16 protein-coding genes and 1 tRNA gene are annotated in these 16,155 nt (G+C 69.1%); 5 read left to right on the plus strand and 12 right to left on the minus strand.

Annotation, left to right across the window (positions count from 1 at the left end):
• Positions 1–19 precede the first annotated feature (19 nt).
• On the minus strand, positions 20–574 hold the full coding sequence (locus tag QRN27_RS00945; RefSeq protein WP_056006583.1) for a YceI family protein: 555 nt from the start codon (positions 572–574) through the stop codon (positions 20–22).
• Positions 575–679: 105 nt separating this feature from the next.
• Positions 680–1,852, minus strand: coding sequence for a glycoside hydrolase family 3 N-terminal domain-containing protein (locus tag QRN27_RS00950; RefSeq protein WP_285040380.1), 1,173 nt, complete (start codon positions 1,850–1,852; stop codon positions 680–682).
• Positions 1,853–1,968: 116 nt separating this feature from the next.
• On the opposite strand from QRN27_RS00950, the gene QRN27_RS00955 reads away from it, so the two are divergent.
• Positions 1,969–3,138 carry an aggregation-promoting factor C-terminal-like domain-containing protein gene (locus QRN27_RS00955; protein WP_194669800.1) on the plus strand — a complete coding sequence of 390 codons (1,170 nt, stop codon included), beginning with the start codon at positions 1,969–1,971 and terminating at the stop codon, positions 3,136–3,138.
• Here QRN27_RS00955 and QRN27_RS00960 read toward each other — a convergent pair.
• The gene (locus QRN27_RS00960) at positions 3,125–3,991 is read right to left on the minus strand and encodes a UbiA family prenyltransferase (RefSeq protein ID WP_285040384.1); all 867 of its coding nucleotides are present in this window, start codon (positions 3,989–3,991) and stop codon (positions 3,125–3,127) included. The two genes, QRN27_RS00955 and QRN27_RS00960, sit on opposite strands and share 14 nt — an antisense overlap.
• 47 nt (positions 3,992–4,038) lie before the next feature.
• On the opposite strand from QRN27_RS00960, the gene QRN27_RS00965 reads away from it, so the two are divergent.
• From QRN27_RS00965 to QRN27_RS00975, 3 genes are read left to right on the plus strand one after another with little or no spacing between them, the layout of a single operon-like run.
• A complete protein-coding gene (locus QRN27_RS00965; RefSeq protein WP_285040385.1) occupies positions 4,039–5,166 on the plus strand; it encodes a type III polyketide synthase in 1,128 nt (375 codons plus the stop codon).
• Positions 5,166–5,882: a class I SAM-dependent methyltransferase gene (locus tag QRN27_RS00970; protein ID WP_285040386.1), complete on the plus strand. Its 717-nt coding sequence runs from the start codon at positions 5,166–5,168 to the stop codon at positions 5,880–5,882. The genes QRN27_RS00965 and QRN27_RS00970 overlap by 1 nt, the downstream gene beginning before the upstream one ends.
• A complete protein-coding gene (locus QRN27_RS00975; protein ID WP_285040387.1) occupies positions 5,879–7,036 on the plus strand; it encodes an FAD-dependent oxidoreductase in 1,158 nt (385 codons plus the stop codon). Before QRN27_RS00970 ends, QRN27_RS00975 begins: the two co-directional genes overlap by 4 nt.
• A 45-nt stretch (positions 7,037–7,081) precedes the next feature.
• Here QRN27_RS00975 and QRN27_RS00980 read toward each other — a convergent pair whose 3' ends face one another.
• Positions 7,082–8,572 (minus strand): DHA2 family efflux MFS transporter permease subunit, encoded by a 1,491-nt coding sequence (locus tag QRN27_RS00980; RefSeq protein WP_285040388.1) that lies wholly within the window; start codon positions 8,570–8,572, stop codon positions 7,082–7,084.
• Positions 8,573–8,734: 162 nt separating this feature from the next.
• Here QRN27_RS00980 and QRN27_RS00985 point away from each other — a divergent pair, with 162 nt between their 5' ends.
• Positions 8,735–9,562, plus strand: a complete 828-nt coding sequence (locus tag QRN27_RS00985; protein WP_285040389.1) for an aldo/keto reductase — start codon at positions 8,735–8,737, stop codon at positions 9,560–9,562.
• A gap of 70 nt (positions 9,563–9,632) precedes the next feature.
• Here QRN27_RS00985 and QRN27_RS00990 read toward each other — a convergent pair.
• From QRN27_RS00990 to obgE, 8 genes are all read right to left on the minus strand, one after another.
• Positions 9,633–9,705: transfer RNA gene (locus tag QRN27_RS00990), tRNA-Ala, on the minus strand.
• Positions 9,706–9,811: 106 nt separating this feature from the next.
• Complete coding sequence (rsfS, locus tag QRN27_RS00995) at positions 9,812–10,189, minus strand: ribosome silencing factor (protein ID WP_056006609.1); 378 nt, start codon at positions 10,187–10,189, stop codon at positions 9,812–9,814.
• Between the two features lie 55 nt (positions 10,190–10,244).
• Entirely contained in the window at positions 10,245–11,219 is a 975-nt protein-coding gene (locus QRN27_RS01000; RefSeq protein ID WP_285040390.1) for a hypothetical protein, read from the minus strand.
• Positions 11,220–11,524: 305 nt separating this feature from the next.
• Complete coding sequence (gene nadD / locus QRN27_RS01005; RefSeq protein ID WP_255353616.1) at positions 11,525–12,142, minus strand: nicotinate-nucleotide adenylyltransferase; 618 nt, start codon at positions 12,140–12,142, stop codon at positions 11,525–11,527.
• Positions 12,143–12,152: 10 nt separating this feature from the next.
• Positions 12,153–12,362, minus strand: coding sequence for a hypothetical protein (locus tag QRN27_RS01010; protein ID WP_056006618.1), 210 nt, complete (start codon positions 12,360–12,362; stop codon positions 12,153–12,155).
• A 49-nt stretch (positions 12,363–12,411) separates the two neighbouring features.
• The gene (locus QRN27_RS01015) at positions 12,412–13,680 is read right to left on the minus strand and encodes a glutamate-5-semialdehyde dehydrogenase (RefSeq protein ID WP_285040391.1); all 1,269 of its coding nucleotides are present in this window, start codon (positions 13,678–13,680) and stop codon (positions 12,412–12,414) included.
• A 36-nt stretch (positions 13,681–13,716) separates the two neighbouring features.
• A complete protein-coding gene (proB, locus tag QRN27_RS01020; RefSeq protein WP_285040392.1) occupies positions 13,717–14,496 on the minus strand; it encodes a glutamate 5-kinase in 780 nt (259 codons plus the stop codon).
• A complete protein-coding gene (obgE, locus tag QRN27_RS01025; RefSeq protein ID WP_285040393.1) occupies positions 14,493–16,067 on the minus strand; it encodes a GTPase ObgE in 1,575 nt (524 codons plus the stop codon). Before obgE ends, proB begins: the two co-directional genes overlap by 4 nt.
• Positions 16,068–16,155: the final 88 nt, after the last annotated feature.

Below are 16,155 nucleotides of genomic sequence, written 5' to 3' on the forward strand. Positions count from 1 at the left end.
GCCCTTCGACGTCCTGGGACTACGCCTGGTGCGCAGCCTGCAGTTCGATGGTGATCGTGACGTCGTTGCCGAGCAGCACGCCGCCGGTCTCGAGCGCCGCGTTGTAGGTGAGGCCGAAGTCCTCGCGGTTGATCTTGGTGGTCGCGGTCGCGCCGAACTTGTAGTTGCCGTAGGGGTCGGTCGCGAAGCCGCCGAACTCGACGGTGAAGGTGACGGGCTTGGTCACACCCTTGATCGTGAGGTCGCCGTCGACGAGGAAGTCGTCGCCCTTGGCGCGGGCGCCGGTCGAGACGAAGTCGATCGTCGGGTAGGACTCGGCGTCGAAGAAGTCGCCGGTGCGGAGGTGACCGTCGCGGTCGGGCTGGTTCGTGTTGATCGAAGCGACCTCGGCGGACGCGGTGACCTTCGTCTCGAGGGGGTTCTCCGGCGTGACGAACGTCGCGTTGAAGCGCTCGAACTTGCCCTTGACCTTCGAGACCATGATGTGGCGGATGCTGAAGCCGACCTCGCTGTGCGTGGTGTCGACCTCCCAGGTGCCAACCTTGTAGCCGGGAATCGTCAGGGTGTCGGTCATGCGGTACTCCTTGCGTCGATGTGCGGCGCGCTCGCGCCACGTTCTATTCAAACGCAAGGACATCGTGGCTATTCCCACGTGTCCGAGAAATTCTCCTCGACGTCATCAGGACGACATCGGCCGCATCGCGGGAAGGCCCAGCCGGACACGCAACAGGTGGTGTGCTGCTTCGGCGACCACGCCCTCCGGGATCCTCCCCGAGCGCACCGCAGCCGCGATGTCGGCGATGAGCACATCGGGGTCGACACCCGTCGAAGAAGGGTCCGCGCCCAGGACGTAGAGCAGCATCGTGTTGCCGGCAGCCACCGCACGGATCGCGTTCTCCGACGGGTTCTGGTACTCCGGGAGACCGGTGTGCTGCAACATGAGCATGTCGTCGGTGATCGTCATACCGGAGAAGCCGAGATCGTCGTGGAGCTTCGCGTGCCAGGCGGACGAGAGCGTCGCCGGTGCCGGATCGACCGCCGAGTAGACGAGATGGCCGAACATGACGACCTCGGCTCCGGCGTCGATGCCGGCCGCGAACGGGACGGCGTCGCTCGCCCTCCACTCCTCGAGCCCCAGCGTCGTGGTGGGGACCGTCGAGTGGGAGTCTCCAGGGGCCTGACCATGGCCGGGGAAGTGCTTGAGCGTACTGAGAACCGCTCCGCGCTCTCCTCGGACCGCCGCGGCGACCCGCGCTGCAGCGGCGTCGGGGGTGGTCCCGAGCGCACGGTCGTAGATGAACGACGTCGGATCGGCCGTCTCATCGGCGACGATGCCGAAGTTGACCGAACATCCCGCGGCGGCGAGCATGGTCGCGCGCGCCGTGAACGCCGTCTCCGTCGCCTCCGGCGGTTCGGACTTCAGGGTGTCCGCCGCGGCCGCGACGTCCTCGTCGATGCGACGGACGTCGCCACCCTCCTGGTCGATGCCGATGAGCAGGGGCAAGGTGGGGTCGGGGCTGAGGGCGTCCGTGACCGCAGGCAGACCGGCGAGTCCAGGCACGTTGTCGCCCATGAGGATGAAGCCGCCCGGTCGGTAGCGCTCGACGAAGGCACGGAGCGCAGCGGGATCGGTGCCCGGGGTGTGCAGCATCAACATGGATGCGATGCGCTGCTCGAGCGTCATCGAGGCCAGTTCCGCCGCCGCACGCAGTTCCCCGGCGCCTGGCCCGGTGGCCAGCGGGCGTCCGGATCGCTCAGGCGCAGGCGGGCCGGTGCACGCGGACAGGCCGAGCATCGCACCGACCGCCACCGAGGCGCCGGTGACGAGGAAGCGTCGCCGTCCCACCTGCACCGGGCGAGTCTAGGCTCGGATCATCCATGGCGGCTGGACGTCGTCGTCGGTGTGGCACGAGTGACGGATGTGACTTCGGCGGCTACACTTACGTGGGTGACAGCCAGGATGGACGCATGCGCAAGCCGCTGACGAACCGATCGCCTCGTTCGAGGGGCGTCTCGCGAGCCGCCGCCCTCGGCGCCGCGGTCATCATCGCGGTGTCGTGTGCCGGCCCGGCGGCCGCAGTCAGCCCGACGGCGGTCCGCACCGCCGACTACCCGAGCTGGGACGACGTCCAAGCTGCGAAGTCGAACGAATCGACCGCCCAGGCCGAGGCCGACCGCATCGTGTCCCTCCTCGACGGGCTGCGCGACGAGTCCGCCAGGCTCGGCGACGAAGCCGTCCGCCAGGGTGCAGCAGCAGGCGAGGCCAAAGCCGCGTTCGACGCGCAGGCCGCCGTCGCCGACACGATCAGTGCGCAGGCGACGGCCGCAGCGACGGCAGCGGCGTCGAGCAAACGTCAGGCCGGGGCGGTCATCGCGCAGATGACCCGCACCGGAGGCGTCGATCCGACGCTGTCGCTCGTCCTGTCCGGCGTCGCCGACGACGACCTGCTCTCGAAACTCAGCGCGATCAGCAAGCTGAGCGAGACCTCGGCTCAAGACCTCGCCTCCGCCACCGCCGCGAGCAACACGGCGTCCGCGCTCGCTGAGCAGGCCACTGCCGCGGAAGCGGAACGTCAGCGACTCTCGGAAGCCGCTGACGCCAGCTATGAGACCGCGCAGTCGGCGAGCGACGCTGCCGACGCCGCGGTCGCGGAGCAGCAGGCGAACCGGGATCGGCTCTACCAGCAGCTCGCCGTCCTGAAGAACACGACCGCCGCGGTCGAGCAGGCTTACGCCCAGAGCCAGGAGGCGATCGCCGCCGAGGAGCAGCGACGCAACGAGGCCACCGGAGGAGAGGGCGCCACGAGTGCACCGCCGCCGGACCTCTCGGCCGACCCGGCGGGCGCGAAGGCGTACGCCCAGTCGGCGATCGGCGCGTACGGCTGGGGTAGCGGCGAGTTCCAGTGTCTCCTCCAGCTGTGGACGCGCGAATCCAGCTGGCGGGTCAACGCCTACAACGAATCCAGTGGGGCCTACGGGATCCCGCAATCGCTCCCGGGCAGCAAGATGGCCAGTGTCGGTGACGACTGGCGTACCAACGCGGCGACGCAGATCACCTGGGGCCTGAACTACATCGACAGCCGGTACGGCTCGCCGTGTGGCGCATGGGCCCACTCCGAAGCCGTCAACTGGTACTGACGACTCCGAGGTTGGTGCCCGCAACGGCCAGGACCACCGTGACGAGCAGTGCCGCACCGATGATGAGCCGGAAAAGGGTCCGGTCCGGCTGACGGCTGCCGACCAGCACGAGCCCCCAGATCACCAGCCCGAGGACTCCGGCGGCTCCGATGACGCCGACGAGCGGTGGTGCGGTCAGGCGCCCGGAGAAGACACCGCTCTGGCCGAGCACGGCGACGACTCCCGCCACCCCGAGCGCCCCGAACGCCGCCCGGCCGGCCGTCCGTGCTCCAAGGCGGTGCGGCAGCCCGCGGACGCCGGTCCGGAGATCGTCGTCGAGGTCCGGCAGCGCGTTGGTGAAGTGGATCGCGATGCCGAACAGGCCGCCGACGGCCAGGGTCCAACCGGCGGGCGGGATGGGTGGGACCGCCGCGAACGTGACGACGGCGGGCAGCGCACCGAACCCGATGATGAACGGGACCACCGACCACGCGGTCGATTTGAGATGGAGGTTGTAGGCCCAGCCGCACGCGAGGAAGAGGAGGTGCGCCGCCGCCGCGGCCCAGCCGAGGGTGAACGAGAGCGGGACGCTCGCGGCTCCGGCCAGGAGCGCCGCCAGACGGACCGCCCCGACGCTGAGTTCACCACGCGCGACCGGCTTGTCCAGTCGCCCCGATCGGCGGTCACGACGCGCGTCGAGCCAGTCGTTCGACCATCCGATCGAGAGCTGACCGACGAAGACCACCAGCGCCAGGAGCAGCGTCCGGAGCGGCGCGACCCCGACGGCGGAGGCCAGGACGACGGCCAGGACCGTGACCGCGACGGTGGGTCCGGGGTGGGAGGACGCGAACAGACGACGGGCGGTGGAGAACACTGCCTCAGCTTAGGGTGGCCGCCCGGACGACGGCGATACACTGAAGCATGACCGTCTCCGTGAGGGCGATCGGCGTGGCCGTTCCTCAGACCATCCTCCATCAAGACGAGATCAGAGACGTCTTCCGTGATCAGCCGGGCAGGACGCGCCTCGCGCAACGGCTGATCGGCGCCGCCTTCGACGCCTCCGCGATCGACACGAGGCACACCGTCATCGACGCGTTCGACGACGAGGTCCCGACGACCACGGCCGCGTTCTACGACGCCGAACAGCGTCTGGTCCGTTCACCCCCGACCGGCCTGAGGAACGACGCCTACATCGAACACGCTCCCCCACTCCTGCTGGAGGCGGCGAGGCGAGCGCTCGACGAGGCGCCCGGGCTGTCGGCAGCTGACGTCACCCACGTCGTGACCGCCTCCTGTACCGGCTTCTTCGCACCGGGACCGGAGTACCTGCTCGTCCGGGACCTCGGCCTCGATCCGGGCACCGAGCGCTACCACCTGGGTTTCCAAGGATGTTTCGCCGCGTTCCCCGCCCTCCGCGCCGCTGCTGCGTTCTGCGCCGCCGAGCCGGACGCCGTCGTGCTCGTGGTGTGCATCGAGCTCTGCTCTATCCATCTCCGTTCCTCAGACGACCCCGACGTGATCCTCGGATCCTCGGTCTTCGCCGATGGAGCCGCCGCGGCCGTCGTCACCGGGCGCGACACCGGCTCGTCGGCACCCGTCTTGGAGTTCGACGGTTGGTCCACAGCGCTCGTCCCCGACGGCGAGACCGAGATGGCCTGGACGATCGGCGACCACGGTTTCGAGATGGTCCTGAGCGGAGCCGTCCCGAAACTCATCGGCGAACACCTCGAGATCGCACTGCGCCCACTCCTCGCGGCGGCGGACGACGCCGACGTGTCATCGATCGACCGGTGGGCGATCCACCCCGGTGGTCGCAGCATCCTCGACCGCGTCCAGCGCGGCTTCGCCCTCGGCGACGAGCTGCTGGAACCGTCGCGAGGCGTGCTGCGCGAATTCGGCAACATGTCGAGCGCCACCGTGCTGTTCATCCTGAAGCGCCTCCTCGACGGCGCGGGACCCGGGGTCGACGAGCGCGTCTGCGCACTGGCGTTCGGTCCCGGCCTGACGATCGAGAGCGCGTTGCTCCGGCTGCGCGCCGACGGAGCCTGATGCGGATCGATCTCGCGCGGCGTGCGACAGAGCTCGTCGAGCTCATGGACGACCCCGGGTGCGACCCCGTGCTCCTCGACGCGACTTATGCCCGGTTCGCGACCGTGAACCGGCTCGTCTCGGGCTGGCGCGGGCTCTACCGTTCGCACATCCGGCCTCGTCTGGACCCGTCGCGCACGACGACGATCCTCGACATCGGGTTCGGCGGCGGTGACGTCCCCTCGGCCATCGCCTCCTGGGCACGAGCCGACGGGCTGCCCGTCCGGGTCACGGCGATCGACCCCGATGAGCGTTCGGTCGCCTTCGCGCGCCGCAGGTACGCCGACGGGCCGGTCGACTTCCGATCGGCCCACAGCAGCGACCTGGTCGGCAGGGGCGATCAGGTCGACATCGTGCTGTCCAACCATGTCCTGCACCACCTCGACGCGGCCCAGCTCGCAGGCCTCTTGTCCGACAGCGCCTCCATCGCCCGAGGCCTCGTGCTGCACAGCGACCTGGAGCGGGACCGGCTGGCGTACGCGGCGTACGGACTCGTCACCCTTCCAGGACGGCGGCGTTCCTTCCTCCACGTCGACGGGCTCCGCTCCATCCGCCGCAGCTACCGGCAACCGGAACTCCAGGAGGTCGTCCCCGACGGATGGCTCGTCGAGCGTCGATTCCCCATGCGGCTGCTGCTGTCGAGGCGATTCGACGCGACGGCGGACGAACGCCGATGACCGGGGTGCTCGTCATCGGCGGTGGACCGGTCGGACTGGTGGCGGCGATCCTGCTCGCCCAGGACGGCGTCGACGTCACGGTCTGGGAGCGACGGGTGGACCCTCCGTCGGGAACGCGGGCGATCGGGATCCACCCGCCCTCCCTCGAGCTGTTCGACGACCTCGGCGTCCTCGACGACATCCGCGTCGACGCCGTCCGAATCGACCAGGGTGAGGCGTGGAGCGGCGGTCGGCGACTCGGCACCGTCGTGTTCCGTGATCGTCCGGTCGCCCACCCGTATGTCGCCGCACTCGAGCAGTGGCGGACCGAGCGGATCCTCCGTGCGCGCCTGGAGTCCATCGCCCCGGGGTCCTTGTCGACGGGAACCGCGTGCACGAGTGTCCGCACCGTCGGGGACGAGGTCGTCGTCGAGGGCACCGACGCCTCCGGCCCCGTGAGCGCTCGCGCAACCATGGTCATCGTCGCAGCCGGTGGGCGAGCCGGGTTCCCCGGAGGCGAGGATCCCGGGCCGGTCCACCGGTACCGCGACCGCTATCTCATGGGCGACGTCGCGGACCGGAGTGGTGCCGGGCCCATCGCGCGGGTCCACCTGCATCGTGACGGCGTCGTCGAGTCGTTCCCACTCCCCCGCGGCATGCGGCGGTACGTCGTCCACACCGGGTACACGTCCCCTCGCGACGGGGCGGGCCGGCAGCCGACTGCCGACGATCTCACGACCCTCGTCGCGGATCGCACCGGCGAGGAGGCCGCTGCGGCGACGAACACGATGCTCAGCGCGTTCGGGGTGCGGAGTCGTCGTCGGAGCCGTGTACTCGACGGACGGATCGTGCACGTGGGCGACGCCGCGCACGAGATCAGCCCGATCGGCGGCCAGGGCATGAATCTCGGCTGGGCGGACGCCCGCGTGTTCGCGCCACTGGTCGCGCGCGCGGTCACCGGGCGAGGGACGCTCGGGCGCGAGTTCGCGGCCGCCGCCGAACAGCAGCGGCGCGCGGTCAGACGAGCATCCTGGCAGGCGGCGCTCAACATGCGCCTGGGCCGCCCGATCCCCGCGCCCCTCGTCGGCGTCCGCGACCTCGGCCTGCGGGTCGCCCTCAACGGCCCGATGATGCCGGTGCTCGCCGACGCCTACACGATGCGCTGGTTGCGCTGAACCGACGGCGTCGTCCGGCATCCGCGGCCCGCCGCCGTTGACGCATCAGTGACCGACGTGCACGCCCGAGGGGGTCTGGTCGGTCCGCCGGATGAGGAACGACACGCCCACCGCGAGCAGCGAGAGGACGGCTCCGCACACGAACGCCGCCTGCACACCCGCGGCCGTCGCGTCGACCGCGGAACTCCCGGCCGCCGCCCGAGCGGCAGCCGTCGTGGACATCATCGTGATGAACACCGCGGTCCCGGCTGCGCCGGCGAGCTGCTGGACCGTACCGACGATCGCGCTGCCGTGCGGGTACAGCTCAGCTCGGAGGGAACCGAGGGCCGAGGTGAGGAGCGGGGTGAACATGAACGCCAGACCGGCGCTCAGCAGCATGTGGACCGCGATGATCATCACGATCGCACTGTCGACGCCGAGCATCGTCAGGAGCCAGAGGGCGGCACTCACGGCGAAGGCGCCGGGGATCACCAGCGGACGAGGCCCGAAGCGGTCGAACAACGACCCCACGAGCGGTGCGAGCGCGGCCATGGTCAGCCCACCGGGGAGCAGCATGAGTCCCGTGGTCAACGTGTCGACCTGCAGCACGCTCTGCAGATAGATGGGCAGGATGATCAACGATCCGAACAGCGCCATCATGACGATCACGACGAGGATGATCGACACGGTGAACGAGCGGTTCGCGAAGGTGCGCAGATCCATGAACGGCCGGTTCTCGCGGACGAGCCCGCGCTGACGCAACACGAACGCCAGGAGCGCGAGGACGCCGACGGCCAGCGGGATCCACACCGGCATGAGCGCATGGCCCTCTGCCGACTCCCCGATACTGCTCAGCCCGAAGATCAGGCCGCCGAAGGCGAGTGCGGACAGCACGAGCGAGAGCGCGTCGAACCGCACCTTCCTCGGCTCGGTCACGTTGCGCACCAGCAGAGCACCGAGGATCAGCGAGGCCACCGCGATCGGGAGCACGATCCAGAACATCCAGCGCCAGTCGAGCACGCTGAGGATCAGGCCCGACACCGTGGGTCCGACCGCCGGGGCGACCGAGATGACGATCGAGATCGCGCCCATCGTCCGGCCGCGAGCCGAGACCGGCACGATGTTCAGCACCGTCGTCATCAGCAGGGGCATCATGATGGCGGTTCCGCTGGCCTGCACCACACGGCCGAGCAGCAGGGTGCCGAAGCCCGGCGACAGCGCAGCGATGAGCGTGCCGAGGCTGAAGAGGACCATCGCCGTGATGAACATGGCGCGAAGGGAGAAGCGCTCCAACAGGAACCCGGTGGCGGGGATGACCACGGCCATCGTGAGCATGAATCCGGTCGTCAGCCACTGCGCCGAGCTCGCCGTGATGTCGAGGTCCTCCATGAGCCGCGGCAGGGCGACGCTCATGATCGTCTCGTTGAGGATGACGACGAACGCCGACACGAGCAGCAGTCCGATGAGGAGTTTCGACCCGGGCGGGAGGCGGTCTGCTGAAGGCTTCCCGGTGGTCGGGACCGAACCTGTCGGATTGGGCACGGTGTCAGTCGTCATAGCGGTGTCATCCTTCTCAGGCCTCGGCCGTCGTCAGGGCAGACGCCTGCCCTGTGGAAGGACAAGCACAGGATCGCCGCGGGTATTCCCAGGCGTGTCGACCGGTTACGCGCAGGGCGAAGACCCGTTCCGGATGAACGGTTCCGGTGCCACCATGAAGCCATGACTGTTCCCACCATCACGCTCAATGACGGCCACACCATCCCCCAGCTCGGTTTCGGCGTCTTCCTCGTCGACCCGCAGGAGGCGGAGCGCATCGTCTCCGATGCACTCGAGGTCGGCTACCGCCACATCGACACCGCCGCGATCTACAAGAACGAGGAGGGCGTCGGCGCCGCCATCGCGAAGTCCGGCATCCCCCGCGACGAACTCTTCATCACCACGAAGCTCTGGAACGACCGACACCAGAAGGCGTCCGCGCACGCGGCGATCGACGAGAGCCTCGACAAGCTCGGTCTCGACCACGTCGACCTGTACCTCACCCACTGGCCCACCCCCGGCAAGGACGACTACCTCGAGGCGTGGTTGGCACTGGAGGAGATCAAGGCCGCCGGCAAGACGCGCTCGATCGGCGTCTCCAACCACCAGGTGAAGCACCTCGAGAAGCTCCTCGCGAACTCCGACACCGTCCCGGCGGTCAACCAGATCGAGTTGCACCCGGCCTTCGCGCAGCGCGAGTTGCGGACGTTCGGTGCCGAGCACGGGATCCACATCGAGTCGTGGGGCCCCCTCGGTCAGGGCAAGTACGACCTCTTCGGTGAGCAGGCGGTCGCGGCTGCTGCCGAGGCCCACGGTGTGACGCCCGCACAGGTCGTCATCCGCTGGCACCTCCAGAACGGCCTGATCGTCTTCCCGAAGTCGAACTCGCGCGAGCGCATCGCACAGAACTTCGACGTGTTCGGCTTCGAGCTGTCGGCCGACGAGATCGCCGCGATCGACGCCCTGGACTCGGGAAAGCGCGTCGGCAGCCACCCGGACGAGGTGAACTGACCTCGGGCTTCCGCCCAACGAAGAAGTCCCCGTCAGCTGTTCGGCTGACGGGGACTTCTTGGTGTTCGAGTGGATCTGAGGGGACTCGAACCCCTGACCCCCTGCATGCCATGCAGGTGCGCTACCAGCTGCGCCACAGACCCATATTCACGTTGCTTGCCCCTGCTGTTTCAGCGGAAGCAACTTGAATAGGTTACTACATCTTGAGAGCGGTTGTGACCACTTTCGATGCCGGCACCGACGAGGTGATCAGCTCGCAGGCTGCGGAGCCGAGGACACCAGCGGAATCACCGGGCAGTCCTTCCACAGACGCTCCAGCGAGTAGTACATCCGCTCCTCCTCATGGAAGACGTGGACGACGACCTCGCCGAAGTCGAGCAGGATCCAGCGACCCTCGGACTTGCCCTCGCGACGCAGCGTCTTCACGCCGCTGGCGTTCAGGCGGTCCTCGACTTCACCGGCGATGGCGACGACGTTGCGCTCGCTCCGCCCGGTGACAAGCAGGAAGGCGTCGACGAACGGCAGCGGTCCGGAGACGTCGAGCGCGACGAGATCCTCGCCGCCCTTCGACTCGGCTGCGGTCGATGCGAGCTGGACGGCGTCCAGCGTGGTGTCGGACAGGGTCATGTGGTGTACTCCTCTGACGACCGCGGGGGATGCGGTCGGGTGAATGGCGGAAGGGCTAGAACGCCCCGCCGAAGAATCCGATGATGAGCACTGCGATGACACCCGCCGCGAGCACCGCGGCGGCGATCGCGAGGGTCATCAGCAGCTTGTTGCTCTGGTTGGTGGTGGCCGGGACGACGTCGCGCGTCGATCCGTGGCTACTGACCGCGCGGCTCGCCGCGACGGGCGAAGCGGCGGTGACGGAGGCCGGGAGTTCGTCCCCCTCGACGAGGCGGTCGATGCCCGCGCCGTCGAAGTGGTTCGGGTCCTGGCCGGCGGAACCGAGCCCCCGAGGGAGGTCGATCGTCCCGGTGATGAGGATCTCGCCCGTGGAGTTCGACGTCGCACCGGCCTCCGCCTGCGCGGGGGCCACGGGGATGATGAGCGAACTCGTGGTGATCTGGCCCGTCGTCGTCATGCTGCTGCCGAGCAGGTCTTCGAAAGCGACCTCGTTGTCGACCTGCGAAGCCCGCTCGGCCTCGAGTGCCGCCACGAGCATGGAGTCGCGCCCGAACCCCTTCGAGAGCGTGGACGCCGGGTCCTCGGAGATGTCGTCACGATCGGAGACGTCGAACAGCGAGCCGGACGCGACAGGCTTGTCGCTCGCCGGCGTCACCTGGGGTGCCGGAGCCTCGGACGCACGAGCCTTGGTGGCCCGCTCCTCCGCGGCGGCGCGCTCGGCTGCCTTGCGCTCGGCGGCCTTGCGTTCCTCGGCCTTGCGCTCGGCGGCCTTGCGTTCCTCGGCCTGCTGCTTCCGGGCAGCGGCCTCACGGCGTTCGGTCTCCGCAGCGGCTTCAGCCTCGGCGGCGGCCGTCTGCTGGGCGAGCTTCGCGGCCTGCTGCCGGGCGGCCTTGTTCTGCTTCTGGGGAGGAGCGACGACCTGATCCGGCGTGCGCGGCGGCAGAGCCACCGAGGGCACGGGCTGCTCCACCGGTGGTGCGACCGGCGCGGTTGCCGCCGGGATCTGCTCGATCGAGCCGGTCCGCTCCAACTCGCGGAGTTGACGACGAGTGAGCCCACCGGTGGGAGCCGGGCTCGGCGCACTGGACGACGGCGTCGAGCTGGGGCTCGAGGCGGGCGAAGCTGACGCGGGTGACGCCGGCTCGACACGTGGGGCGCCGGCGGTCTCCGACACTGCCGGCTCGGGGATCGCTCCCCCGGCGACCGGCTCCGACGTCGATGCGCGACGGCTCCGCGGTGCAGCCGTTTCGGGCGCTGCGTCGTCGGCGGGCGTCAACGACTGCTGGCTCGCTCGAGCCTGTCGCCTGGTCAAGGGCGCGTCTTCTGGCAACGCGGTCATGTGGCTTCACTCCGATACAGGTGGTGCTTGGTGATGTACTGCACGACACCGTCGGGAACCAGATACCAGACTGGAAAGCCTTTGCTCACCCGGCTCCGGCAATCCGTCGACGATATCGCAAGGGCCGGAACTTCCAACAAGCTTACGTCGTGCTGTGGTAATCCGGAAACGTTCAAATCGTGTCCCGGACGACTCACAGCAACGAAATGCGCGAGATCCCAGACCTCCCTGACGTCTTTCCAGCTGAGGATCTGGGCGATCGCGTCCGCGCCGGTGATGAAGAACAGCTCGGCGTCCGGCCGTTTGCGTCGCAGGTCGCGAAGGGTGTCGATCGTGTAGGTGGGGCCCGCGCGGTCGATGTCGACCCGGCTGACGGTGAAGCGGGGGTTCGCCGCGGTGGCGATGACCGTCATGAGGTACCGGTGCTCGCTGTCGCTCACGCCCGACTTGCGATACGGCATGCCGGTCGGGACGAACACGACCTCATCGAGGTCGAAGTGCTGCGCGACTTCGGAAGCGGCGACGAGGTGCCCGTGGTGGATGGGATCGAACGTTCCACCCATCACGCCGATCCGAGGACGACGTGTCGTCGTCTCGGCGACGGGCGCGCTCACGCCGGACAGCTCAGTGACCGTGCTCGCCGTGCGCCAGCGTCGGCTCGTCCTTGCCACCGTGGCGGTTGGCGACGTCGCGATAGCTGAACGTCACAGCACCCAGGATGGCGAACAGCACGAGTGCGACGGCGCCGAAGACCCAGGTCGGAGCGGCGAGTTCGACGGCGTGCTCCGACTCGGCCAGAACGGTGGCAGCCAATACGGACGCGGCAATCGACATGATCTCTCCTTCTGTGCGACGCCTGGTGACGCCCATCTCAGTCTAGCGACTACCGACGGGTGTGGCCCGTACCACGCACGAGCCACTTCGTGCTCGTGAGTTCCGGGAGGCCCATCGGCCCCCGGGCGTGCAGTTTCTGGGTGGAGATGCCCACTTCGGCGCCGAACCCGAACTCCGCCCCGTCGGTGAACCGCGTCGACGCGTTGACCATGACCACCGCCGAGTCCACCTCCGCGAGGAAGCGATCGGCGTTGACGACGTCGTTCGTGACGATCGCGTCCGTATGCCCCGTCGAGTAGCGGTCGATGTGCTCGAGCGCGGCATCGAGGTCGTCGACGACGCGCACCGACACCTCGAGCGACATGTGTTCGGTCGACCAGTCCTCCTCGACGACCGCCACCGAATCGGGGAAGATCTCGCGGGCCTGCTCGTCCGCGTGGATGAGCACGCCATGCTCCCGGAGGTCGCCGAGCACGGCGGGAAGCAGGCGGCGAGCGGCGTCCCGGTGGACGAGCACGGTCTCGAGCGCGTTGCAGACCGAGGGGCGCTGGACCTTCGCGTTACGGACGATGTCCACCGCCCAGTCGCGGTCCGCGCTCGCGTCCAGGAACACGTGCACCACACCGGCACCGGTCTCGATCACCGGCACCGTGGACTCCCGGACCACCGTCTCGATGAGCGAGGCGCTCCCCCGCGGGATGAGGACGTCGATGAGGCCCCTGGCGTTCATGAGCTGCTTCGCGCCGTCCCGGCCGAACTCGTCGATCGTCTGCACCGCATCACCGGGCAAGCCGACGGACTCCAGCGCTGATCGGAGCAGAGCGACGAGGACCGCGTTGGTGTGCTCCGCCGCGGAACCACCGCGGAGGACGACCGCGTTACCGCTCTTGATCGCGAGGGCGGCGATGTCCACGGTGACGTTCGGTCTGGCCTCGTAGATCGCGCCGACCACGCCGAACGGGACGCGGACCTGCTCGAGCTTCACGCCGTCCGGTGTGTTGCTGCCCCGGACGACCTGACCGACGGGGTCGACGATCGCGATGACGTCGCGCACCGCGACCGCCAGCCCCTCGATCCGTCCGCGGTCGAGGCGGAGACGGTCCTGCAGGCCGACCGCCATCCCCTGCTCCCGCCCGCTGGCGAGGTCGAGCTCGTTGGCGGCGATCACCGCGTCGGCGCCCTCCACGATCGCCGCGGCGATCGCTTCCAGCGCCCGGTTCTTCTGCGCAGTGGTCGTCTGAGCGAGCATCCGGGACGCACGCTTCGCAGCGGCGAGACGATCCATGAGCGGGAGCGCGGTGGTGAGAGACGACGACATGCGTCGATTGTACTCAGCGACCCCCGCGGAGCCGGCTCAAGCCGGCTGGAACCAGGTCCCGAGCTGCTCGCCCCGGAGCGCGGCGGCGACGTTCGCCGTCGAGGTCACCAGGACGGAGGTCCCTGCCTCAGCAGCCAACCGGGCCGCGGACACCTTCGTGCCTGCACCGCCCGTTCCAACTCCCGCTGACCCGATGTCGCCGAACGTCACGCCGGTGAGCGGGTCGCCGAACGGCACCTCGTCGATGCGCTCGGCACCGGGCTCCTCGGGAGGACGCGTGTACAGCGCGTCGACGTCGCTCAGCAGGATCAGGACGTCCGCCGCGACCAGCACCGAGACGAGCGCAGCGAGCCGGTCGTTGTCGCCGAACCGGATCTCATGTGTCGCCACGGTGTCGTTCTCGTTCACGATCGGGAGGATGCGCAGCCCCAGCAGCCGTTCCATCGCCCGTTGGGCGTTGCTCCGGTGGCTCGGGTTCTCGAGATCGCCCGCCGTCAGGAGCACCTGACCGGCGACGATGCCGAAGCGGTCGAGGCTGTCCTGGTACCGGTAGATGAGGACGTTCTGCCCGACGGCCGCAGCCGCCTGTTGCGTCGCCAGGTCGCTTGGTCGTGCATCGAGGCGCAGGTACGGCATCCCGGTCGCGATGGCGCCGGAGGACACGAGGACGACCTCGGTCCCCCTGTCGTGCGCTCCGGCGAGAGCCTCGACCAGCGCAGTGATCTGCCCGGCGTTCTCACCGCTGATCGAGGAGGAACCGACCTTCACGACGATGCGGCGGGCACCAGGGATCGCACTGCGCTGGCTGACGGTCACCGTTCGTCGTCCTCCGACGCGCCACCCTCGTCCTGCTGGGCGTCAGCCGGCACGGAGCCCACTTCGAAGCCCTCGTCGTCGTTCCAGAGACCGGCCGCGCGTTCGCGCAGCAGCTCCGCGCGCGCCTCCGCCTTGGCGTCCATGCGCTCGAAGTACTCGTCGCGACGCTGGTTGCGCGTCGGGCGGTGGCTCGCGTCGAGTCGGGGGTCCGTACCACGAGGCTGGGTCAGGAGCTCCGCGGTGCTCGTCAGCGTCGGCTCCCAGTCGAAGACGACGCCTCCGCCCGCGCCGATCATGACGGTGGCACCGGCGACGGCACCGGCCTTGAACAGCGCCTCTTCGACGCCGAGCTTCGCCAGGCGGTCCGCGAGGAACCCGACGGCCTCCTCGTTGTTGAAGTCCGTCTGCTGCACCCAGCGCTCCGGCTTCGCACCGAGGATGCGGTAGAGGTTGCCGTAGGTGCCACCCTCGACCGTGACGGTGAACTTGGAGTCGTCGACCGGCTTCGGGCGGAGCACGATCCGAGGCTTGGCGGCTTCGAGGGCTGCGCGGGCGCGGCTCTCCTCGACGAGCTCGCTCAACGCGAACGAGAGCTGTCGGAGGCCTTCGCGCGAGACCGTCGAGATCTCGAAGACCTTGTAGCCGCGTGCCTCGAGGTCGGGGCGCAGGAATTCGGCCAGCTCCCGCGCCTCAGGCACGTCGATCTTGTTCAGGGCGATGATCTGGGGACGCTCGACGAGCGGCGTCTGCCCCTCCGGGACGGGATAGGCGGCGAGCTCGGCGAGGATGATGTCGAGGTCGCTGATCGGGTCGCGGCCCGGCTCGAGCGTCGCGCAGTCGAGGACGTGCAACAACGCGGAGCACCGCTCGACATGGCGGAGGAACTCCAGGCCGAGTCCCTTGCCCTCGCTCGCGCCCTCGATCAGTCCGGGGACGTCCGCCATCGTGTAACGGACCTCGCCCGCCTCGACGACGCCGAGGTTCGGGTGCAGTGTGGTGAAGGGGTAGTCGGCGATCTTCGGCTTGGCAGCGGACATCGCGGCGATGAGGCTCGACTTGCCGGCCGACGGGTAGCCGACGAGTGCGACGTCGGCCACGGTCTTCAGCTCGAGGAGGACATCGCCCTCCCAGCCGGGCGTGCCGAGGAGCGCGAAGCCCGGGGCCTTGCGCTTGGTCGAGGAGAGGGCCGCGTTCCCGAGGCCGCCCTGACCACCGGGGGCGACGACGAACTCCATACCGGGCTCGACGAAGTCGACCAGTTCGACGCCGTCGACGTCCTTCACGACGGTTCCGACCGGCACCGGCAGGATGAGCGTCTCGCCTTGGAAGCCGTTCCGGTGGTCGCCCATACCGAAGCCGCCGGTGTCGGAGCTGCGGTGCGGTGACCGGTGGTACCCGAGGAGGGTCGTGATCTGAGGGTCGGACACGAGCACGATGTCGCCACCGTGTCCGCCGTTGCCGCCATCGGGGCCGGCCAGCGGCTTGAACTTCTCGCGCTTCACGGAGACGCAGCCGTTGCCGCCGCCGCCCGCTCGCAGGTGCAGTGTGACCCGGTCGACGAATGTGACCATGGACGCTCAGCCCCTCTCTGGATCATGTAACTCGGTTGTACGACAGCAGGGGGCGGGCCGAAGCCCGCCCCCTGCTGGAAAGATCGGT

Origin of the sequence: Plantibacter sp. LMC-P-059a (assembly GCF_030209505.1) — a bacterium.
Classification (GTDB): Bacteria; Actinomycetota; Actinomycetes; order Actinomycetales; family Microbacteriaceae; genus Plantibacter.

What these genes read in the sequence shown, in the direction of transcription:
- QRN27_RS00985 (WP_285040389.1), top strand. Translation starts at nt 8,735, where the DNA reads ATGACTGTTCCCACCATCACGCTCAATGACGGCCACACCATCCCCCAG.
- QRN27_RS00945 (WP_056006583.1), bottom strand. Translation starts at nt 574, where the DNA reads ATGACCGACACCCTGACGATTCCCGGCTACAAGGTTGGCACCTGGGAG.
- QRN27_RS01010 (WP_056006618.1), bottom strand. Translation starts at nt 12,362, where the DNA reads ATGTCGATTGCCGCGTCCGTATTGGCTGCCACCGTTCTGGCCGAGTCG.
- QRN27_RS00955 (WP_194669800.1), top strand. Translation starts at nt 1,969, where the DNA reads ATGCGCAAGCCGCTGACGAACCGATCGCCTCGTTCGAGGGGCGTCTCG.
- QRN27_RS00980 (WP_285040388.1), bottom strand. Translation starts at nt 8,572, where the DNA reads ATGACGACTGACACCGTGCCCAATCCGACAGGTTCGGTCCCGACCACC.
- QRN27_RS01015 (WP_285040391.1), bottom strand. Translation starts at nt 13,680, where the DNA reads ATGTCGTCGTCTCTCACCACCGCGCTCCCGCTCATGGATCGTCTCGCC.
- QRN27_RS00965 (WP_285040385.1), top strand. Translation starts at nt 4,039, where the DNA reads ATGACCGTCTCCGTGAGGGCGATCGGCGTGGCCGTTCCTCAGACCATC.
- QRN27_RS00970 (WP_285040386.1), top strand. Translation starts at nt 5,166, where the DNA reads ATGCGGATCGATCTCGCGCGGCGTGCGACAGAGCTCGTCGAGCTCATG.
- rsfS (WP_056006609.1), bottom strand. Translation starts at nt 10,189, where the DNA reads ATGACCCTGTCCGACACCACGCTGGACGCCGTCCAGCTCGCATCGACC.
- obgE (WP_285040393.1), bottom strand. Translation starts at nt 16,067, where the DNA reads ATGGTCACATTCGTCGACCGGGTCACACTGCACCTGCGAGCGGGCGGC.
- QRN27_RS00975 (WP_285040387.1), top strand. Translation starts at nt 5,879, where the DNA reads ATGACCGGGGTGCTCGTCATCGGCGGTGGACCGGTCGGACTGGTGGCG.